The sequence below is a fragment of the Moorella sp. E308F genome (assembly GCF_006538365.1).
Classification (GTDB): domain Bacteria; phylum Bacillota; class DSM-521; order Neomoorellales; family Neomoorellaceae; genus Neomoorella.
Genome location: NZ_BJKN01000001.1, coordinates 1,029,447 through 1,050,010, shown reverse-complemented (window position 1 = coordinate 1,050,010; position 20,564 = coordinate 1,029,447). Strand labels below are relative to the sequence as shown.

Below are 20,564 nucleotides of genomic sequence, written 5' to 3'. Positions count from 1 at the left end.
TGGACCCATTCATGTCAGCCCCAAAAAACAACTCTAGCAATATGCTAGAGTCCATTTTGAGTGGGAAATCCTACGGCTTTTTTACCGCCGCCCTTGCCTTTCTTGAACCCGCTGGTGGCAGGTATATTACCCAGTGTTGATATCATTAACGGCAGGTCCGCCGGCCGACTTGTCGGCTCCAGTGTGCATATGTATTTATTGCGGTTACTGTCAAGTTCATATGCGCTGCCAGCCCACTTCAACCAGTCCCCGCCGCCCACCTGCACCCTCCTGGCCGACATCTCTGCGGCATTTACGGCCTGCTGGTACTGCAGCCAGGCTAACATGGCAGCCTCTTCTTCATTGTTCACTTGTACTCTTTTCCGCTCCTGTCGCCGCCTTTCTTTTTCTTCCTCGCGCTTCATAAATGCCTGCCGGACAGCTTCAGCCTGGGCTTCATCCCCGGCCAGCCCTGGCATTTTCTGCAGGTCCTTCAATGCCTGGCGCACCCGTTCAGCGGCAGCCTTTCGGTCATTTTCGCCTGCTTCTTCCCTGATCAGGCCTGCAAGTTCGGCCAGGACTTTAGTGGTAGCTAAGGGATTATTTACTATCGCCCTGGCCACCGCCCTGGCTACCTCCTGCCGGTCCACTCTAGGAGCTTTGCCAGGTCCGCGCTTGCCTTGACCTCTTACGGGAGGTAACCCATGGCGCTTCCGCCACATCCTTTCCGCGTTGGGTGTGCGGTTTTTTCTCTGGATTTTATCTTCTGATGGGCACACTGCGGCTATATAGGATTGTTCCGGCACTTTTTATCCTCTCCCTGGAGTCTTTAATTTCTTTTGGAAGGATATGGAACTCGAAATGGAGAATATAAATACATTGCCTCTGTATTAACTGGTGATAGTTCCTTTTAAGGATTTGTGGTCCGGCAGCGGCAGCCACCCATCAGCTTCCATGCGTTTTAAAAGGAAATTTGCTGCCGCATCCCAATAGTTTGGATCAGGGGGTAGTTCTCCAATGATTTCCCTGTTTACTGTAACCGGTTTTTCTTTTTCCCTTTTTCCTGTTACTTTGAGGAGGTAAACTTTTTCTTGGCCATCCACCAGAAACACTTTTTACCCTCCCCCTGAGGCTTTTATTTTTCTTGCCATTAGTTTTAAGATAGGGTGTTAATGCCGGGCAAATTTATCTACTAGGAGCCAGGCTAATAACCTTCCGACTCACCGACATAAGCTCTCATTAATGGATGTTGCATTATGTTAGCATTGGCCTACTACCTTAATAATGTTAGATGAGCTTAATTTGTTCACTATCGTTTACATCATGACAACAAAAAAGAATTTCAAAGTTAGTCCCTAACACCTGACAAAGACGTTTTGCTACATCAACTGTTGGCGACTTAATACCTCTTTCAATATCCGATAAATAAGGTCGAGTAATTTTAGCTTCCTTTGCAAGTTGAGTTTGAGATAACCCTATTTTCTGGCGGAATTCAGCGATTCTATTTTTCATTTTGCTCTCACCATGTAATCTATAGTATACTTTAGGCTACTTTTGTTTACAGTAATAAGTATATAGCTCTGTTGGCTTGATGTCAACTATAAAATACGCCTAACAAAAAATTTTTTTATAATGTATGCTATAATAGACAAGGGGGTTTTATTGTGGCTTCTATAGGTCAAATTATTAGGGAATACCGAGAAAAACATGGTCTATCATTACGTGAATTTGCCCAAAAAGCTGGGCTTAGTCATGCTTACATTGATAAACTTGAAAATGGATTTGATCCTGTAACGAAAAAACCTGTCACTCCAACCTTGAGAACTATAGAGCTTTTAGCTCAAGCTATGGAAATGACACCGGAAGAAATTATGTCCGCTGCTGGTTATATTAGTTACAGTAGTAAAAAAGAAAATCAGCACGACGAAGCCACCCGCCTTTTTGCCCGCCTCAGCGGCCTGACCCCTGAAGGACGGGAGAAGGTACTGCGTGAACTGGAATGGATCGAAGAGCTTGAACGAAAAAGGTTCCTTGAAAGAAAGAAAAAGCAAAATCAGGAAAAGAATTAGCTGCCAGGACATGGCAGCTTTTCTTTTTCGACATTCTTCGACTTCTCTTGTTGGGAGGGCATTATGAGCATAGCCGAAGCCAAAGCCAGGCTGCTGATCAAAACCCACCAGCCTCAGTATCCGCTGAACATAAAAGAATTTGTCAAACTGCTCGGCCTGGACAAGCCCGTTGAATTTCATAAATGCCATGAATTACCTGACGAGGTAAGCGCCCTGGTAATTGATAAAGAGTGGTATGAAAATATACATATTCTTACCAACGCCAACCACCCCGTAACCCGGCAACGTTTTGCGAGTGTCCATGAACTGGGTCATATTTACCTGGGCCATAAAGGCGGGTTGCATTTTTACTCCCCGGGGAACATATACGGCGAAGATCCTATCGAGCATTGCGAAGCCGATATATTCGCCACGGAATCATTAATGCCCATTTTCCACGTTTTTGAGCTAGCTGGCCGGATAAGTTCGCCCTTAAGCCTGCTAAAAGCCATGGAAACTACCTTCAAAGTGAGCCTGGAGGCAGCCGCCCGGCGGGTAATCGAACTGGAGATCTATAAAAAGGCGGCCTGCATCCTACTTCGTGATGGACAACCTGCCTTCAGCTACACAACCAACGATTTCTATTACACCTGGGAAATGCTTGCCGATTTTTTGGGAGAAATTTTTACCCTTATGAGGCCTAGCCAACGTAAGGTCTGGGTATATAACGAGCTTGCCGTACATACCAGCAGGATGCAAAAAGGATATATGCTGGTGGTACTGGTGGGTGGCAGGGCGGATTTGAATATGAAGGTGGCGGAGGTTTTATGAAAAAGGAATACCATTACGATCCTGAGCTTGATATAGCCGCAGCCAAAAAAACAGCGGAACTCATGAAAAAGGCGGCGGATGAATACATATTTGACCCCAACACTGAAGTAATGCCTGCTCCAAGGCACTGGGGCGAGTTTCCGGGAAGGACACGGGTGTGCTTCACAAAAACCATGAGGGAAGACGGCTCTCTCTACTACCACATAAGCGTTTCCGCGCCCTATGGAAGGGTTAAAGACCTGGTGGTAGCAGCACTATTGAAATTATTTGAGGCCCCTTCTACTGTTACGGAAGTGCCGCCGGGGATAAACCCCAATGTACGCCATTTTTTCTGGCCAGCAGACCAATCTACTAAAATACATTAGAAGGAAAACTTGTGAACCTTAGGCTTCATCGCCTTTTCTTTAAGCCTACTCATAGAGGTTATGATGCCAAATCCTTGAAATAAGCTATAAAAATGCGTTCAAATAAGCCCCAGGAGCGAAAACCTATGAAAGCTGTTGCATACGCAAGATTTTCTTCAGACAACCAGCGGGAAGAAAGCATTACCGCCCAACTTCGCGCCATTCACGATTATGCCGAAAAACATGGGGTTATTATCGTCCGGGAGTACATAGACGAAGCTCGATCAGCCACCACCGACGACCGCCCTGAATTCTTACGCATGATTGAGGAAGTAACCTCCGGCTGTCTTCAGGTAGACTATGTTTACGTCCATAAACTCGACAGGTTTGCCCGTAACCGCTATGATAGCGCTATTTACCGTCATAAGCTAGCTTCCAAAGGCATCAGGCTTATCGCCGTAACCCAACCCCTGGATGATAGCCCTGAGAGTGTCATCCTGGAAGCCATGCTCGAAGCCATGGCCGAATACTACAGCAAAAACCTGGGCCGCGAAGTCATGAAAGGCATGCGGGAAACGGCCTTCCAATGCAGACATACGGGAGGTAAACCTCCCCTGGGTTATGATATAGAACCCGGTTCTAACAAATATATCATCAACGAGCGCGAAGCGGAAGCTGTCCGCATAATCTTTTCCATGTATCTCCAAGGATGCAGCTATAAAGAGATTGCTGATTACCTTAATAGCCATGGTTACAGAACCAAGCTGGGCAGCCAGTTTGTTAAAACATCCCTTTATGAAATTCTCCGCAACGAGAAATATACCGGAGTATTTGTATTCAACCGGGCCGCCAGTAAAACCGGCGGTAAACGCAACAACCATAAATCCAAAGATGACGAAGAAATTATCCGGATCCCCGGGGGATTGCCGGCCATTATCGACCCTTCAACTTTCCGGGAGGTGCAAAAAATGATGGATAGGAGAAAGCATGCGCCTGGAGCAGCCAAAGCAAAGGAGGTCTATTTGCTTACCGGTCTTGTCTGGTGCGGCGCTTGCGGCGGCCCGATGATCGGGAATCGCCGGCGGGCCGGGCGCAATAAGGATATTTATGTCGCTTACGAGTGCAATAACCGGAAACGCCTCAAGACTTGCCATGCGAAGTCCATCAATAAGGAATACCTGGAGCAATATGTCTTGAATGAATTAATAAGGGTTATTTTTAGCGATGAAGGAATATCCATACTTGTTAAGAAGCTGAATGAGGCTAATAAACAACGCCTGGAAAGAAATTCTAAGGAACTAGATTATACCAGGCAACAAATCTCAGAAGTGGAAAAGAAAATCAGTAATATAGTAAACGCCATAGCCGACGGCCTCTACAGCCCGACTATGAAGGAAACCCTGGCAAAACTGGAAGAAGAAAAAGCCAGGTTACAGGTTGCCATAAATGAAATTCAGCGTGCTAATGTTGTCGAGCTAAACGAGGATATGATAAAAGCCTACCTGGAAAAAGATAAGCAGGTCATCCTTTCCGGAGACCTGCAAGCCTGCAAGGCAATCATTTCTACCTACGTCGATAAGGTTATCGTCTATGAAGACCACATTGACGTGATCTTAAAAATTGTGGATTTCACTGGTGGAGGCGGGGGGAGTCGAACCCCCGTCCGAAGGTGCACCCACAGTAGCTTCTACCAGGATAGTTTCCGTTTTACATCTCGCCATCGGGCCTCCCGGAAACCGGATGCCCTCAGGCCAGCCTGATTAGGATTTCCCTTGAGGCCCCCAGGCCGGGGCCCTGCCGGTAGCCTGCTAAATTTGACACCCGGCACTGGTCCCCGCAGGCCGGGACCAGGCGGATGGGCTGCTTTAAATTAAGCAGCCAGAGCTAAATTATCTTCGGCACTTATAGCCTTTCCACCGTTTAACGAGCAGGTGGGATCTCGCCTGGCTACTACTGCCAATGCTACCCTCGTCGAAACCATTACGCCCCCCCGTTAAAACTTCTGCCGTTCGCGGAAGGCTTTAGCGATTTCCCGCTGGGCATCGCGGGCGGCGATAGCTTCCCTTTTATCGTAGAGGCGCTTACCTTTGGCCAGGGCCAGCTCAACCTTGGCCCGGCCGCGTTCATTAAAATACACCTTTAACGGTATCAGGGTCAAGCCCTTTTCCCTGATCTTGCCGTACAGGCGCTGAATCTCGTAACGGTGCATGAGCAGGCGCCGCGGCCGGCGCGGTTCGTGGTTAAAGCGGTTCCCCTGTTCATAGGGGCTAATGTGCATATCATGGAGAATCAGTTCGCCATTTTCGACACGGGCGTAGCTATCTTTGATATTGGCCTTGCCGCTACGCAGAGATTTAACCTCCGTACCGGTAAGGGCAATACCGGCTTCATAGGTCTCTAAGATAAAATAATCGTGACGGGCGCGACGGTTGTCCGTCACAATTTTTACCTGGCGGCCCATCGATGTCACTCCTGCTTTCCCGCCTGCTTTATTATAACACACCAAACAGGGGTAACGTCAAGGGGCCGCCGGCTCTATGTCAATAGTTGTGGGATTAAATTTTGAGGGCAACATCCCAGGAAAATTTTCTTGATGAAATGATTACGATTCCTAAAACCAAAACTTAATCGTTTCAGCATTTTGCTTAAAGTATTCTTGCCTTCTATATAACCATTGGTGTACCGGCGGCCTTGCTGGGTGTATCTAACCAGGTTTAATATTTCTGACCTCCAGAACTTAATAGTACGAGCCCATACCCGTCCCTCTACATTTTCAGCGCATTCTGCATTTATAAGCCAACGGCTTAAGGCAATTTCTGCCTCTTCAACCCGGTCCATCTTTATGATTTGTCTTAAATCTTCTTTTAGCTGGTATAGTTCATAGAGGGACGGGTATTTATTCTTAATTTCTTCTAGCTGCTGTTGTTGTCTGGAAGTAAGTTTTTCTTTAGCCTTGAGCAAGGGTAGGCGAGGTATATTCTCCTTGCCTGCTTCTTGCTCTATCTTGCGTGCTTCATTTAAGCGACGGTTGGCATCCTGAATTACATGGAAAGGGTCTACTATTATCCTGGCTGAAGGAAAGATTGCTTTTATTAACTTGCGCCAGGAGTCTTTCATGTCAATTACTACTGCTTCTACTTTAACCCCGGCTTTTTTGAGCCCCTCCAGGTAAGCCTTTATAGTTGCTTTCCTGTCATCACCCAAAATCGTCAAAGGCCTCTTATCCGGTTCCAGGCGCCCTACTACGCATACATAATCATTCCCGCTAAAGGACAGTTCATCTAAGGTTAAGACTATGGGCTCTTGAGTATCATCTGCTGGAAGACCGGACTGGATATACTTGTCTAGTAATCTTATAACCCTATTAGGAGTAAGGTGTAATATTCGGGCTGCATAGGTAAAGCTCATCCTCTGGGCATAATACACTACTGTCTGCACTCCTAGTTTTGTAAATCTGGCCCAGGGGATGGTATTCGGAGGACGAAGGGTAAAAGTCTTATGACAATGGTAACACTTATACCGTACAGGAACCCAGGATAAAAAAATCCATCTCCCGTATAAAAAAGCGTGACGAATTTTCCTTTCTTGGGGCTTCCGGTTCTTCTTTAAAATGCCGTGCTTATGTAATTTGCCTTTGTTACATGCAGGGCATAATGCTGGCGGCTCTAGCGTCACCCTTAACACAATATCTTTACGTTCCTGCCGTTCTCCTAAAATGGACTGGAGTATTTTATCAAAATTCTCTTGTCCCTTGAGGGTGATCGTGCTATTCTTATTCATGGGGGCACTCCTTTCCTAATGGGGTTTTTGTTTGCTAACATTTGATTTGGATGTGCCCCCCTCTTTTTCCTCCTTTAACTTCTAAAATCTCTTCTCCTCTGTCCTTCTATCTCTTCCTATCCCCTCCCACACTTTTTATTATAGAGCCGGGGCCGCCCCAGTTTCTACCTAATCTTGCAGCTGCAGGCGTTCTTTCACCATGGCCGTAATCTCATCCGCGGTCTTGCCTGCGGCTTCAATTACCGGCACTTTTGCTTTTATATCTTCCATGCCCATAAAGTTGGTTGTCTGCCCGCTGATAACGACGGCCCCGTAGCCCTGCAAGCGGGACGGCGTCAGGTCGGTCATTTCCACCCGCTCGACCTCGAGTCCGTTTTCTGCCAGGTGATCGCCAATAGCGCTGAGATCCTTTTCCACTGCTACACGCCGGGGCATAACCCTGCCTCCTTTGCTAGAAAGAGTAATATCTACGGCTATTATAAACGGCCCCGGGAGGCTTTATTCCGTTTACGCCGTTTCTGGCCGATAATTTTACTCCCGGTTTTGCTCCCGACCGGGACAGTTTCCTTTCTTCGCGTTTTATCCTTCCGCCGGCCTTTTATTGCGGCTACCGGCCCGCGCCCGGTCTCTACCGCAGCTTCCGGTTTGACCAGCTCAAAATCCACCTGCCTGGCCTCAACGTTGGCCCTGGCCACCACCACTTCCACCGGCTGGCCGATGCGGAATACCCTGCCGGTGTGCTCGCCTACCAGGGCCAGCTGGTCTTCCTGATAATGGTAATAATCGTCAGTCAGGGTAGATACATGGACCAGGCCTTCGACGGTATTTTCCAATTCCACAAAGAAGCCATAAGGTACCACACCGCTGATAACTCCGGGGAAAGTGGCTCCCACATGGCGTTCCATATACTGGACCTTCTTCATATCCAGGGCTTCCCGCTCGGCTTCCTCAGCCACCTTTTCCCTTTCCGAAGCCCGGGCCGCAGCCAGGGCCACAAAGGCGTCGAGTTTCGCCATGCGGTCCGCCGTTAAACCTGCCGGGGACCAGGTCTCCCGCAAAATGCGGTGCACAACCAGATCCGGGTAGCGGCGGATGGGCGAGGTAAAATGGCAGTAGTAAGGCGAGGCCAAACCAAAGTGTCCCAGGCACTGGCCGGCGTAACGGGCGTGCATCATGGAACGCAGCATTACGGTACTGATGACTCGCTCCTCCGGCCGCCCTTTGACGTTAAGGAGGATTTCCTGGAAAGCCCGGGGTTTAACGCGCCCCTCCCGCCCGGGCCTGATCTGCAGCCCGAAGAAGGCCAGAAACTTATTCAGTTCTTCCATCTTATCCGTTGCCGGTTCCTCGTGGACCCGGTAAACGGCAGGAACGGCCAGCTCGTACAGGTGCCGGGCCACCACTTCATTGGCGGCAATCATAAATTCTTCAATAATCCCTTCGGCTACCGAACGCCGACGCGGGATAACGGCCACCGGCAGGCCCTGGTCGTCAAGTTCCACTTTGGCCTCCGGGAAATCAAAATCAATAGCCCCCCGTTTCTCCCGCCGCTGCCGCAAAATTGCCGCCAGCCTGGCCATGAGCCGGAAATCCGGCACCAGTTCCCGGTAACGCTCCAGGAGTTCCGGATCGCCGTCTTGTAGGATGCGCCGGACAGCGTCGTAGGTCATGCGCTCGCGCACGCGGATAATTGAAGGGAAAAGCTCGTAACTTTTTACTGTACCCCGCGGCGTGATAGTCATCAGGGCCGTCACGGCCAGGCGGTCTTCCCCGGCATTTAACGAACAGATGTCATTGGATAACCGGGGCGGCAGCATGGGGATAACCCGGTCCACAAAGTAGACGCTCGTCCCCCGGTTGAAGGCCTCCCGGTCCAGGGCACTGCCTTCCCGGACGTAAAAGCTGACGTCGGCAATATGTACTCCCAGGAGGTAATTACCATCGGGTAAAAGCTCCACGGACACGGCGTCATCAAGGTCGCGGGCGTCAGCACCGTCAATGGTTACCAGGCGCCATTCCCGCAGGTCACGGCGCCCGGCCAGCTCCCGGGGGCCAAAATTCTTGCTTAAACCGTCGGCTTCGCGTAAAACCTCAGGAGGAAATTCAGGCTCCAGGTCGTACTTTTTGATAATGCTTAAAACGTCCACTCCCGGCTGGCCCGCCTGGCCCAGGATTTCCACCACCCGGCCCTCGGGATTGCGCCGGGCCTCCGGCCAGCGGGTAATTTCCACGACGACTTTATCCTTTTCCCTGGCACCCTGAGAATTACCGGGAGGAATAAGGATATCCTGGTTTAACCGGGCATCATCGGGCACTACAAAACTCAAACGACCGGCAGCCGTAAAGGTTCCCACTACTCGCTTGTTGGCCCGCTGCAGGACGCGGATGATTTCTCCCTCCCGCCTGCGCCCCGTAGTACCGGGTAAAATCCTGGCCAGAACGAGATCCCCGTGCATGGCCCCGTTGAGATTAAGGGCGCTAATATAAACATCGGCCTGCTCTTTTTCCCGGGGCACGACAAAGGCATAACCTTTGGTTGAAGCCTGGAGGAGGCCGCTGACCAGGCCCATCTTTTCCGGCAGGCCGTATTTATCCTTGCGGGTGCGGACAATATAACCCTCCTGTTCCAGGGAATGGAGCAATTCCCGGAAGGCTTCCTCATCCTTTGCTCCCAGGGCGGCCATGAGCTCCGCCGCCGTCATAGGCCGGTAGGAACGGGTACGCATGAGGGACAATAATTCTTCTTTGTCCATACAGGCTTCCTTTCTCAATGTTTCATGGATGAGATATATTTCCTCGCTATATTATTTCCTGCTGTACAGGTAAAAAGATACCCGGTTGCTTACCGGGTATCCTGTCTAAAGGCCCAGTTCGCCGGCAATTTCCTTCATGGCTTCCAGGCCGATATGCATGAAGTCTTCCAGGGAGAGACCAAGCTCGCTGCAGGCGGCTATAGTCTCCCGGCTGGCCCCGCGGGCAAAGGATTTCTCATGGTAACGGTTCATTAAAAATGGAACGTCCACGATAGCCAGTTTCTTTTCGGGGCGAATGAGGGCCGCGGCTACAATCAAGCCCGTCAGGGGGTCGGTAGCATACAGGGCCTTGCTCATCAAGTCCGTCCTGGGCAGGCCGTGGCGCTCGTTATGAGCTTTAACGGCGTAAACCACCTCTTCAGGCAAACCTTCCCGGGCCAGCATTTCCGCCCCCACCAGGCTGTGCCGGTCGGGATCGTCTTTGGTGCTCTCGTAGTCGATATCATGGAGCAAACCGGCCAGGCCCCATTTTTCCTCATCCTCGCCAAAGTGCCGGGCCAGGGCGCGCATTACTGCCTCCACAGCGAGGGCGTGCTTGCGCAGGTTTTTATTTTTTACGTGCTTCTCCATTAGTTGCAACGCTTCCTGCCGGTTCATTAAAAATCAACCTCCATGAAAAAAATTGGGCGCCGCCGCCCATACAGTTTCATTTCGCCAAGGAATGTACCTGGTAAAATAAACCTCCTGCAAATATGGTAAATTAACCTCCCAGGGTGTTTGGTCAATTAAATAACCGAGAGGAGCAGAGTCAATAGCAGGAACAAACCGGCCAGGACTGCTGAAACCTTGTTGAGAAAGGTATCGAGACCCTTTTTCTTGCCAAAGATGGCTTCCGCGCCGCCGGCAATGGCGCCAGAAATACCGGCACTGCGGCCGGATTGTAAAAGGACCGCAGCGATCAGTCCCAGGGCTACCAGTATATCAATAATCAGGATAATGGTATGCAGCAACAACTTCACCTCCCTGCTGCGCTGCCGTGACGTCATAATTTTAACAAATAATTGCCCGGTTAAGCAAGGAAAAACGTAAATCTTCCTGCGCGACCAAAACATCAACCTGCGGGCCGGAAAACCCAACTAATCATGGTAAAATAAACTATGAAAGCATTTGGGGATTTAGTGTATACATGATACAATGTGCTTAGGATGGGGAGGGGAGAAAGGGCGATGCTCCAGGAGGTTTATGGTAATAGCGGTAAAGAAATCTTTCGCGAGGGACAAAAGGTTATGAGGGCTCTTACCCAAAGCAGTAAAAGTATACCGTGTGAAATGACAGAATGTATACACTGCTTAGACAACAACTGCTGTGGCCTCATCTACCCGCCTCGTAACGCAGATGGTTATTGTAAAGACTTTGTCTCCATTAACGATTAGTGCCAGAAGGCACTTTTTTTATGCCCTCCGGTAATTTCCCCCTGCGAATGTAAATATGTTAAAATAATGCAGTAGCGCTGTTACCACTATACCGGAAAGGAAAACTAGCAGGGTGGAACTGGTAAAAATTCATGGCCATACCTACTATATCCCCGGCGCCACCAATGCAGGCGTGTATAGTACTAAAAGCGGTTACTGCCTGTTGATAGATTCGGGAATCAACAATACCATTGCCCATAAAATCAAGGACGCTCTGGCGGCCAGCGGCCTCAAACCCAAATACCTCCTGACCACCCACGGCCACGCCGATCACTGTGGCGCCCACCGGCTGTTAAAGGAATTTTATCCCGGCCTGAAAATCCTGGCTTCCACCGGGGAAAAAATATTTATGGAAGATAACCTGCTGGGAGTAAAAACCCTGTACGGTGCTCAGCCTTTGGCGGAAATTAAAATCCCCCTTTTAGTCGCCCGGCCGGTGGAGGTCGACGGTACCATTGCTCCCGGCCCTTTGAAGCTCCTGGACCAGCGCCTCCAGGCCATCGCCACCCCGGGTCATACCGCCGGCCACCTGGCTTTCCTGACCCCCGATGGTGTCCTTTTTAGCGGCGATGCTGTCTTTCATCCGGCCATCCTGGCCAAATATCCTTTACCCTACCTGCAGGACATCAAGGCCCAGCTGACCACCCTGGAGTGTCTCACCGACCTGGAGATTAAGTATTTACTGCCGGCCCACAGCCCGGAGGTTATTACCGACCCGGCCCCCGTCCTGGCGGAAAACCGCCGGCAAATTCATGCCTGCCTGGACATGATTACCGAACTCCTGGCCCGGCCCCTGACCCGGGAAGACCTGCTGGCAGAGCTGGCCGTCCAGGTGAATATCTCTATGGACATTCCCCAGTACTTCCTCAACCTGACCAGCGTGTCGGCATTTTTAAGCTATCTGAAGGACCAGGACCGTGTTGCCTGCACCCTGGAAAAGGGGAGGCTTTACTTTTACATCCTTTAAACCCCGGCCAGTAATTCCTTCAGCATCCTGGCGTTGGTTACTGCCTGGGAGTGGTAGTGGTTGTTAAAGGCCACAAAGACCTGGCGCGCCCGGCCGGCCAGGTAAGCTATGCCCGGTAACCATTCTTTTAGCTCTGCTTCTTTATAAAGGTAATCATAGCGCTCGTAGGCCTCTTTATGCCGCCACCACTTTTCCGCATTGCGGCCGTGAAAACGGACGTAGGCCACTGCCGCCGTACAGCGGACCACCGGCCCCACCAATCCCGGCAAGGCCGGTTCATCGACACAGGTATAGGCTAGTTCGTGACGCTGTAAGAAATCCCAAACGGCGTCATTCACCCAGCTGTTGTGGCGAAATTCCACCACCAGGGGGAGGTCGGGTAAAAGTTCTTTCAGCCTGGTTAAATGCTCGCGGTTGGCCTGGTTATTGCGGAAAGAAAAGGGGAACTGGAGCAGGACGGCCCCCAGCTGGCCCCGGTCCACCAGGGGCTGGAGAGCCTGGCGCAACTGCCGGCTGTCGCTGGCCAGGCTGACGCCCCGTTCATGGGTCAGGGTACGGTAGGCCTTGACGGCAAAGATGAACCCCTGCGGCACCCTGCGGGCCATCTGCTCCAGGTTCTGGGGCCGCGGCAGGGCATAAAAGGAGGAATTGACCTCGGTAAAGTTAAATTCCCGGGCGTAATAAGGCAGCATATCTTTCGCCGCCAGCCCTGGCGGGTAAAAATAGCCCACCCAGTCGCGGTAGCTGTAGCCGGAGGTGCCGATGTATATGGATGTAGCTACTTTTTTTGCCGCCATGCTTCAACTTCCGCCCAAAATAAGTAAATAATTCCCACTGCCAGGGCTATTTTAGCCCAGCCAGCAAGGCCGGGAGCTGTATAGCCGAGCATAGAACGGAATAGATCTTTACTCCAGGATGATACTCCCGAAGCGAAGATGGCGGCCGCCAGGTAGTGAATCCCATGGAGAAAAGCGGCAATAGCCAGTAAGCTTATACCCGCAGTACGTTTGGACAATAGCTTCTCTTCCCCGTGATTTTAATTACCCCTGCTACCATTTTAACACCCTCTCCCCCGCCGGAACAATATTGTCAGGGAAAATATTTCAGTAACCCGGTACTTGTCAGCCGCTCCTGTGGTAAACTAAAGAAAACCCGGCTACAGGTGATTTGCATGCAGCGCCTCTTAATTTTTCACCCGCAACAGGGACTGAGGAAAAATCTGCCCCCTGGTTTCCAGCCCCGGCAGAGCGAGGAGTTTACCTGGCTGGACCTGGTACAGCCGGCCCCGGCGGAACTGGACCTCTTGACGGACCTCTTCCATTTTCACCCCCTGGCCGTAGAAGATTGCCGTCACCCCCACTACCGGCCCGGAATCGCCCAGTATGATGAATATGCCTTCCTCACCCTGCGCTGCGTAAAGGCCGGCCAGCGTTCCCTGACTACGGCTCTCAATGTCTTCCTGGGGCCCAGGTATATCGTTACCGTCCACCAGGAAGAACTGGAGTTCGTAACTAAACTCTGGCGCCAGTACCGCCAGGACCCGCAGCTTTTCCAGAAAGGCACCGACTTTATCCTTTACAGCCTGCTCGAACCCCTGACAGAAACCTTTTTTACCTTTTTTGACCGCACCGAAGGCAAAATCGAATACCTGGAGGAGGAAGTCTTCCGCCGGCCCACCCGGCAGATTCTCAATCAAGTCTTTACCTTAAGGCGCCAGGCCATTAAACTGCGCAAAATTCTTGGCGCCCAGCGGGATATTTTGAACCTCCTGGCCTATCCCGAGTTCAAGCTGGTAAAACCGGAAAACCGGGTCTTTTTCCTGGATATCTACAACGAAATGCTGCGCCTCATCGACCAGGTGGAAACCTTCCATGACCTGGCCAGCTCCACCCTGGAAATCTACCTTTCCCTGACCTCCAACCGCCTCAATGAAATCATGAAGGTCCTGACGGTAATTACTACGATAATGATGCCTTTAACCCTCATCGCCGGCATCTACGGTATGAATTTCCGCTACATGCCGGAGCTGGAATGGCGCTACGGCTATTTTACCGTCCTAGGGGTCATGGCCATGCTGGCCGGGGTAATGCTCTTTTTCTTCCGGCGCAAGGGCTGGTTCTGAGGATATATTAAACCCCGGTCATGGCTTACCACGCCGGGGTTTCTTTTTCCTAAAGGAAGCTACTTCCTCAGGTTGTAGAAGGCCTTCAGGCCCGGGTAGAGGGCGGCGGCGTCCAGCTCTTCTTCAATACGCAGGAGCTGGTTGTACTTGGCCACCCGGTCGGTGCGGGAGGGAGCGCCGGTCTTGATCTGGCCGGCGTTTACGGCCACTACAATGTCGGCGATGGTGGTATCTTCCGTTTCTCCGGAACGGTGGGAGACAACGGCCGTGTAGCCGGCTTTCTTGGCCATCTCAATGGCTTCCAGGGTTTCCGTCAGGGTACCGATCTGGTTGACCTTGATGAGTATGGCATTGGCCGCACCCGTCTCTATGCCGCGGTGCAGGCGTTCCGTATTGGTAACAAAGAGGTCGTCGCCCACCAGCTGGACTTTATGGCCCAGGCGTTTGGTAAGCTCCTGCCAGCCCTCCCAGTCGTCCTCGGCCAGGCCGTCTTCGATGGAGATAATGGGGTACTTCTCTACCAGATCGGCCCAGAAGTCGATCATCTCCGCGCTGGTGCGGGTGACGCCTTCGCCGGCAAAGACATATTTGCCGTCCCGGTAAAGCTCCGTGGAAGCCGGGTCCAGGGCAATAAAGCAGTCTTTACCCGGCTCATAGCCGGCTTTGGTTATGGCTTCCAGGATTACTTCGATAGCTTCCACATTGGAACGCAAATCGGGGGCAAAGCCGCCTTCATCGCCGACAGCCGTACCCAGCCCTTTAGCCTTCAAGACGGCCTTCAGGCTGTGGAAGACCTCGGCGCCCATGCGAAGCGCTTCAGCAAAAGTGCTGGCACCGGCCGGCATGACCATGAACTCCTGGATGTCGACGTTGTTATCAGCGTGTTTGCCGCCGTTTAAAATGTTCATCATGGGCACCGGCAGGGTATGGGCATTGACCCCGCCCAGGTAACGGTACAGGGGTAGGCCTAGGGCATCGGCTGCCGCTTTGGCCACGGCCAGGGAAACCCCGAGTATGGCATTGGCCCCCAGCTTGCTCTTGTTGGGGGTGCCGTCCAGCTCGATGAGCTGCCGGTCTACTTCCCGCTGGTCCAGGGCATCCATGCCCACCAGTTCCGGGGCGATGATGGCATTGACGTTGTTGACGGCGTCCAGGACACCTTTACCAAAGTAGCGTTTTTCGTCTTTATCCCGGAGCTCTACGGCTTCATAGGCCCCCGTGGAAGCCCCCGAGGGCACGGCCGCCCGGCCCCATCCGCCGCCTTCCAGGAATACCTCCACCTCTACGGTGGGGTTGCCGCGGGAATCGAGGATCTCCCGCGCGTAGATATCGTTGATAATGGTCACTAAGAAGCACCTCCGTATTAACTTGCTTTTTCTATCAAACTTTTCCCTGTCATCTCCACCGGCTGGGGCAGCCCCAGAATGTCCAGTACCGTTGGGGCCACGTCCTCCAGAGCCCCTTCCCTTAAGGTAGCGTCCCGGTAGCCGGCATCGACCAGGATAAAGGGTACAAGATTGCTGGTGTGGGCCGTATGGGGCTCGCCGTTGGGTTCCCGCATTTCTTCGGCGTTGCCGTGGTCGGCCGTCACCAGGAGCGGCGCCCGGCGTTCCTCCATGGCCGCGGCAATGCGGCCGATACACTCGTCCACCGTTTCCACGGCAGCAATGGCCGCTGCCAGGTCGCCGGTATGGCCGACCATATCGGGATTGGCAAAGTTTAAGACGATAAAGTCGTACCTGTCCAGGCGTTCCAGGACAGCATCCGTAACTTCCCTGGCGCTCATGGAAGGTTTTTGATCATAGGTGGCCACTTTGGGTGAAGGAATGAGCAAGCGGTCTTCGCCGGGGAAGGGTTCTTCCACGCCACCGTTAAAGAAGAAGGTGACGTGGGCGTACTTTTCCGTCTCGGCAATGCGTAGCTGCTTCAGTCCGTTATTGGCTATGACCTCGCCCAGGACGTTGGTCAAAACCTGGGGCGGGAAGGCTACCGGCGCCGGGATGGTGACGTCGTACTGGGTCAGGCAGACAAACTGGATGTCCAGGCGCCCGCCGGGGCGGTCAAAGGGTTCAAACTCCCCGTCCACAAAGGCCCGGGTCAGCTGCCGCGCCCGGTCGGCGCGGAAGTTAAAGAAAATCACGCTGTCTTTATCCCGGACCAGCGCCAGGGGCCTGCCTTCGCGGGTGATTACGGAAGGTTCCACGAATTCATCGGTAATGTCCCGGTCATAGGAAGCCTGGATGGCCGCCGCCGCCGAAGGGAACCGGTGCCCTTCCCCCAACACCAGGGCCCGGTAGGCGCGCTCCGTCCGCTCCCAGCGCCGGTCCCGGTCCATGGCATAATAACGGCCCATGATGCTAGCGATAGCCCCTATCCCCCGTTCCCGGCACTCGGCCTCCACCTGCTCCAGGTACCCGGCGGCACTGGCCGGGGGTACATCGCGGCCGTCCAGGAAGGCATGGATGTAGACTTGCTCCACTCCCTCCCTTTGGGCCAGTTCCAGGAGGGCATAAAGGTGCTCCAGGTGGCTGTGGACGCCGCCGTCTGAGACCAGGCCCATCAGGTGCAGGGCACCGTCCCGTTCCTTCGCCGCCCGCACGGCCTTGAGGAGCACTTCATTGGTAAAAAAGGAACCGTCGCGGATGGCCCGGCTTATGCGGGTTAATTCCTGGTAGACAATGCGGCCGGCGCCGATATTCAGGTGTCCTACTTCGGAATTGCCCATCTGGCCTGCCGGCAGGCCCACGGCTTCCCCGGAAGCCTGGAGGCGGGTATGGGGGTATGCGGCCAGCAGCCGGCGGTAATTGGGCAAGCGGCCCCGGCTGATGGCATTGCCTTCCCCCGGGTGACCCAGACCGAAACCGTCGAGGATCATTAACATTAAAGGACGATTAACATTTACCAAGATAACTTCTCCTGTTCCCTACTTTTATTGGGGAGTTACGGGATAGGCGGCACCACGGGCACCGCCCGGTCCTCCCTCTTCAGGCTAGTGTTCCTTGTAGTTGACTATGGCTGCAAAGGATATGGCGTCCAGGCTGGCGCCCCCTACCAGGGCGCCGTCAATATCCGGCTGGGCCATGAGTTCGGCAATATTTTCCGGCTTGACGCTGCCCCCGTACTGGATGCGGGTGGCCTGCGCCTTTTCGCCATACATGGCCCGTAAAGTCTCTCGGATAAAGGCGATGACCTCCTGGGCGTCGGCTGCCGTAGCCGTCCGGCCGGTACCAATGGCCCAGACGGGTTCATAGGCCACCACCAGGGTTGCCACCTGGTCCGGTTCCAGCCCCTTCAAACCCTCCTGGACCTGGCGGCGGACCACGTCCAGGGTTTTACCGGCTTCCCTTTCGGCCAGGGTTTCGCCGACGCACACGATGGGGACCAGACCGTGGCGCAGGGCGGCATGGAGCTTTTTATTGACGGTGGCATCAGTCTCGCCAAAATACTGGCGGCGCTCCGAATGGCCGATAATCACATAACGGCAACCCAGATCCTTCAGCATGGGGCCGGACACTTCACCGGTATAGGCGCCCCAGTCTTCCCAGAAAAGGTCCTGGGCGCCTACCGAGATATTGGAACCGGCAGCGGCATTGACTGTTGCCGCTATGGCCGTGAAGGGCGGGCAGACGACTACTTCCACGTCGGTGGCTCCTACCAAGGGCCTTAGCAGGGTAACCAGCTCCCTGGCCTTTTCAGTCGTATTATGCATCTTCCAGTTGCCGGCAATAATTGGTCGGCGCAAGTTAATCACTCCCTCACCCTATTTTTCCGTTAGGGCCACTACCCCGGGAAGGGCCTTGCCTTCCAGGAATTCCAGGGAGGCGCCGCCGCCGGTGGAAATGTGTCCTATTTTTGCCGCCACGCCTACCTTTTCTACCGCAGCCACCGAGTCCCCGCCGCCGACGATGGTCATGCCGTCCACGGCCGCCACAGCCCGGGCCACAGCCTCGGTGCCGTGAGCAAAGGGTTCCATTTCAAAGACGCCCATGGGCCCGTTCCAGACGACGGTCCGGGCACCGGTCAAAGCATTGGCAAAATCCTGCGCCGTTTCGGGGCCGATGTCCAGGGCCATCCAGCCGTCGGGGACGGCGCTGGCAGCCACTACCTGGTGGGGGGCATCGGCCTTGAACTCCTGGGCCACCACCAGGTCCCGAGGCAACAGCATTTTTACCCCCTGCTGCTCTGCCGTGGCCATAAGCTCTTGCGCCAGGGGGACCTGATCCTCTTCCACCAGGGACCTGCCCATGGCATAACCTTTCGCCCGCAGGAAGGTATTGGCCATGCCGCCGCCGATAATCAGGGTATCCACTTTGGTAAGGAGGTTACGGATAACGCTGATCTTGTCGGATACCTTGGCCCCGCCGATAATGGCCACAAAGGGCCGTTCCGGGTCGGCCAAGGCCTTGCCCAGGGTTTCGATTTCCTTCTGCAGCAGGAACCCGGCCGCCGCCGGCAGGTAGTGGGCCACCCCTTCCGTGGAAGCATGGGCTCGGTGGGCGGCGCCGAAGGCGTCGTTGACGTAAAGGTCGGCCAGGGAGGCCAGCTTCCTGGCAAATTCAGGGTCGTTTTTCTCTTCTTCCGGGTAAAAGCGCAGGTTTTCCAGGAGGAGAACCTCGCCGGGTTTTAGAGCCGCTACCGCGGCCTCCACTTCAGGGCCAATACAATCGTTGACCTTATGTACCGGCCGGCCGAGGAGGCCTTCCAGCTCTCTGGCCACCGGGTCCAGACGCAGCTCTTCCTTGACTTTGCCCTTGGGGCGCCCCAGGTGGGACATGAGGATTACCCGGGCGCCGTGGTCAATAAGATACTGGATGGTCGGCAGGGCCGCCCGGATGCGGGTGTTATCCGTTACCCGGCCTGCCTCCAGGGGAACGTTGAAGTCGACCCGTACCAGGACGCGTTTATTATGGAGATCCAGGTCTTTCAGGGTTAACTTGGCCACCAGTCAAACCTCCTCGGAAAATAATATTCTACAATTCATGGTTCGATGGCGGGGGTGCCAGCCCCCATGAGGGGCTGGCACCGGGGAGAGGGGATTGTGCCCTCCTACTTCTTCATTATGCTACCCTAATTGCCCCGGCATGCGAAACGGCCGCCTTACGGCGACCGTCCCTTTACAGCCCTTTAGCAGCCATAAAGGCCGCCAGGTCGACGACCCGTTTGGAGTAGGCCCATTCGTTGTCGTACCAGGCCACCACCTTGGCCAGGGTGCCATCGATAACCATGGTGGACAGGGCATCGACAATGGAGGAACGCGGATCGCCGTTGAAGTCGCGGGAAACCAGGGGTTCTTCGCAGTAACCCAGGATGCCCTGCAGGGGACCCTCGGCGGCGGCCTTCAGGGCGGCATTGATGCTTTCAACTGTAGCTGGTTTTTCCAGGTCCACTACCAGGTCCACGACGGAAACGTTGGGGGTCGGCACCCGCATGGCCAGGCCGTTCAGCTTACCCTTCAGTTCGGGTAAAACCAGGCCAATAGCCTTGGCAGCGCCGGTGGTGGTGGGAATTATGGAAAGGGCACCGGCCCGCGCCCGCCGCAGGTCCTTATGGGTCAGGTCAAGGATGCGCTGGTCGTTGGTATAGGAATGGGCGGTAGTCATCAGGCCCCGCAGGATAGTAAAGTTTTCGTGGAGCACCTTGGCTACCGGGGCCAGACAGTTGGTGGTGCAGGAGGCATTGGAAACAATATGGTGCTGGGCGGGATCGTACTTGTCATTGTTGACACCCATGACGATGGTGATATCTTCGTTTTTGGCCGGGGCGGTAATAATGACCTTTTTGGCCCCTGCCTGGCGGTGGGCCGCCGCTTTGGTGGCATCGGTAAAGACACCGGTAGATTCAATGACAATGTCTACACCTAGTTCCTTCCAGGGGAGTTTGGCCGGATCCCGTTCGGCTGTGACCTTAATGGAGCGGCCGTTGACAACAATGCTGTCTTCCCGGGCCTCAACGGAGGCATTGAGGCGACCATGGACGGAGTCATACTTCAACAGGTGGGCATTGGTCTGGACGTCGGTGATGTCATTGATGGCTACAACTTCCAGTTCGGGTTTCTCCAGGGAAGCCCGAAACACCAGGCGGCCGATACGCCCGAAGCCGTTAATACCTACCCTTACTGCCATTATGTATTATTCCTCCTTCTAGTATTATTGCAAGAATGGCTCCTCAGGAGCAATCAATCCTTGCCACTTTTTCCAGCTAAACCAACGTTATTATACCATAGGTAAGGAGAATTTATGATTATAACACGGCTTGTAACTTTAGTCAC

General features: G+C 53.5%; 21 protein-coding genes, 1 other RNA gene and 1 pseudogene. 6 read left to right on the top strand and 17 right to left on the bottom strand.

Annotation, left to right across the window (positions count from 1 at the left end; all coding sequences use genetic code 11):
• Positions 1 to 44: 44 nt before the first annotated feature.
• From E308F_RS05235 to E308F_RS05225, 3 genes are all read right to left on the bottom strand, one after another.
• The gene (locus E308F_RS05235) at positions 45 to 629 is read right to left on the bottom strand and encodes a hypothetical protein (RefSeq protein WP_172613831.1); all 585 of its coding nucleotides are present in this window, start codon (positions 627 to 629) and stop codon (positions 45 to 47) included.
• Between the two features lie 240 nt (positions 630 to 869).
• Entirely contained in the window at positions 870 to 1,091 is a 222-nt protein-coding gene (locus E308F_RS05230) for a hypothetical protein (protein WP_141263854.1), read from the bottom strand.
• Between the two features lie 175 nt (positions 1,092 to 1,266).
• The gene (locus E308F_RS05225) at positions 1,267 to 1,491 is read right to left on the bottom strand and encodes a helix-turn-helix transcriptional regulator (RefSeq protein ID WP_141263853.1); all 225 of its coding nucleotides are present in this window, start codon (positions 1,489 to 1,491) and stop codon (positions 1,267 to 1,269) included.
• 152 nt (positions 1,492 to 1,643) lie between these two features.
• Between E308F_RS05225 and E308F_RS05220 the strand changes: the two genes are divergently transcribed.
• The 4 genes and pseudogenes from E308F_RS05220 to E308F_RS16815 form a co-directional block, all read left to right on the top strand.
• Positions 1,644 to 2,048, top strand: a complete 405-nt coding sequence (locus tag E308F_RS05220; protein WP_141263852.1) for a helix-turn-helix domain-containing protein — start codon at positions 1,644 to 1,646, stop codon at positions 2,046 to 2,048.
• A gap of 63 nt (positions 2,049 to 2,111) precedes the next feature.
• On the top strand, positions 2,112 to 2,858 hold the full coding sequence (locus E308F_RS05215; RefSeq protein WP_141263851.1) for an ImmA/IrrE family metallo-endopeptidase: 747 nt from the start codon (positions 2,112 to 2,114) through the stop codon (positions 2,856 to 2,858).
• Positions 2,855 to 3,223: a hypothetical protein gene (locus E308F_RS05210; protein ID WP_141263850.1), complete on the top strand. Its 369-nt coding sequence runs from the start codon at positions 2,855 to 2,857 to the stop codon at positions 3,221 to 3,223. The genes E308F_RS05215 and E308F_RS05210 overlap by 4 nt, the downstream gene beginning before the upstream one ends.
• A gap of 92 nt (positions 3,224 to 3,315) precedes the next feature.
• Positions 3,316 to 4,395, top strand: a pseudogene (locus E308F_RS16815) (recombinase family protein); the annotation flags it as partial.
• A 440-nt stretch (positions 4,396 to 4,835) separates the two neighbouring features.
• Here E308F_RS16815 and ssrA read toward each other — a convergent pair.
• The 7 genes from ssrA to secG all read right to left on the bottom strand — a co-directional run bounded on the left by ssrA (position 4,836) and on the right by secG (position 10,781).
• Positions 4,836 to 5,192: a transfer-messenger RNA gene (ssrA, locus tag E308F_RS05200) on the bottom strand.
• 3 nt (positions 5,193 to 5,195) lie between these two features.
• Complete coding sequence (gene smpB, locus E308F_RS05195; RefSeq protein WP_141263849.1) at positions 5,196 to 5,663, bottom strand: SsrA-binding protein SmpB; 468 nt, start codon at positions 5,661 to 5,663, stop codon at positions 5,196 to 5,198.
• A gap of 74 nt (positions 5,664 to 5,737) precedes the next feature.
• Positions 5,738 to 6,982, bottom strand: coding sequence for an ISL3 family transposase (locus E308F_RS05190; protein WP_141262898.1), 1,245 nt, complete (start codon positions 6,980 to 6,982; stop codon positions 5,738 to 5,740).
• 168 nt (positions 6,983 to 7,150) lie between these two features.
• Positions 7,151 to 7,417: a YkuS family protein gene (locus E308F_RS05185; RefSeq protein ID WP_141263848.1), complete on the bottom strand. Its 267-nt coding sequence runs from the start codon at positions 7,415 to 7,417 to the stop codon at positions 7,151 to 7,153.
• A gap of 41 nt (positions 7,418 to 7,458) precedes the next feature.
• Positions 7,459 to 9,735 (bottom strand): ribonuclease R, encoded by a 2,277-nt coding sequence (rnr, locus tag E308F_RS05180; RefSeq protein ID WP_141263847.1) that lies wholly within the window; start codon positions 9,733 to 9,735, stop codon positions 7,459 to 7,461.
• 105 nt (positions 9,736 to 9,840) lie between these two features.
• Positions 9,841 to 10,392 (bottom strand): HDIG domain-containing metalloprotein, encoded by a 552-nt coding sequence (locus E308F_RS05175; protein ID WP_141263846.1) that lies wholly within the window; start codon positions 10,390 to 10,392, stop codon positions 9,841 to 9,843.
• A gap of 128 nt (positions 10,393 to 10,520) precedes the next feature.
• Positions 10,521 to 10,781, bottom strand: coding sequence for a preprotein translocase subunit SecG (gene secG / locus E308F_RS05170; protein ID WP_253260395.1), 261 nt, complete (start codon positions 10,779 to 10,781; stop codon positions 10,521 to 10,523).
• A gap of 499 nt (positions 10,782 to 11,280) precedes the next feature.
• Here secG and E308F_RS05165 point away from each other — a divergent pair, with 499 nt between their 5' ends.
• The gene (locus E308F_RS05165; RefSeq protein ID WP_141263844.1) at positions 11,281 to 12,174 is read left to right on the top strand and encodes an MBL fold metallo-hydrolase; all 894 of its coding nucleotides are present in this window, start codon (positions 11,281 to 11,283) and stop codon (positions 12,172 to 12,174) included.
• On the opposite strand, the gene E308F_RS05160 is transcribed toward E308F_RS05165, so the two are convergent.
• Positions 12,171 to 12,971 (bottom strand): DUF72 domain-containing protein, encoded by an 801-nt coding sequence (locus E308F_RS05160; RefSeq protein WP_141263843.1) that lies wholly within the window; start codon positions 12,969 to 12,971, stop codon positions 12,171 to 12,173. The genes E308F_RS05165 and E308F_RS05160 overlap by 4 nt on opposite strands.
• A complete protein-coding gene (locus E308F_RS05155; RefSeq protein WP_141263842.1) occupies positions 12,953 to 13,189 on the bottom strand; it encodes a hypothetical protein in 237 nt (78 codons plus the stop codon). Before E308F_RS05155 ends, E308F_RS05160 begins: the two co-directional genes overlap by 19 nt.
• A gap of 156 nt (positions 13,190 to 13,345) precedes the next feature.
• On the opposite strand from E308F_RS05155, the gene corA reads away from it, so the two are divergent.
• Positions 13,346 to 14,296 (top strand): magnesium/cobalt transporter CorA, encoded by a 951-nt coding sequence (corA, locus tag E308F_RS05150; RefSeq protein ID WP_141263841.1) that lies wholly within the window; start codon positions 13,346 to 13,348, stop codon positions 14,294 to 14,296.
• A 59-nt stretch (positions 14,297 to 14,355) separates the two neighbouring features.
• On the opposite strand, the gene eno is transcribed toward corA, so the two are convergent.
• The 5 genes from eno to E308F_RS05125 form a co-directional block, all read right to left on the bottom strand.
• A complete protein-coding gene (gene eno / locus E308F_RS05145) occupies positions 14,356 to 15,642 on the bottom strand; it encodes a phosphopyruvate hydratase (RefSeq protein ID WP_141263840.1) in 1,287 nt (428 codons plus the stop codon).
• 17 nt (positions 15,643 to 15,659) lie between these two features.
• Positions 15,660 to 17,177 (bottom strand): 2,3-bisphosphoglycerate-independent phosphoglycerate mutase, encoded by a 1,518-nt coding sequence (gpmI, locus tag E308F_RS05140; RefSeq protein ID WP_172613677.1) that lies wholly within the window; start codon positions 17,175 to 17,177, stop codon positions 15,660 to 15,662.
• 108 nt (positions 17,178 to 17,285) lie between these two features.
• Positions 17,286 to 18,038, bottom strand: coding sequence for a triose-phosphate isomerase (gene tpiA / locus E308F_RS05135; RefSeq protein WP_141263838.1), 753 nt, complete (start codon positions 18,036 to 18,038; stop codon positions 17,286 to 17,288).
• Positions 18,039 to 18,056: 18 nt separating this feature from the next.
• On the bottom strand, positions 18,057 to 19,238 hold the full coding sequence (locus E308F_RS05130; protein ID WP_141263837.1) for a phosphoglycerate kinase: 1,182 nt from the start codon (positions 19,236 to 19,238) through the stop codon (positions 18,057 to 18,059).
• Positions 19,239 to 19,410: 172 nt separating this feature from the next.
• Positions 19,411 to 20,418: an ArsJ-associated glyceraldehyde-3-phosphate dehydrogenase gene (locus tag E308F_RS05125; protein WP_141263836.1), complete on the bottom strand. Its 1,008-nt coding sequence runs from the start codon at positions 20,416 to 20,418 to the stop codon at positions 19,411 to 19,413.
• Positions 20,419 to 20,564 lie beyond the last annotated feature (146 nt).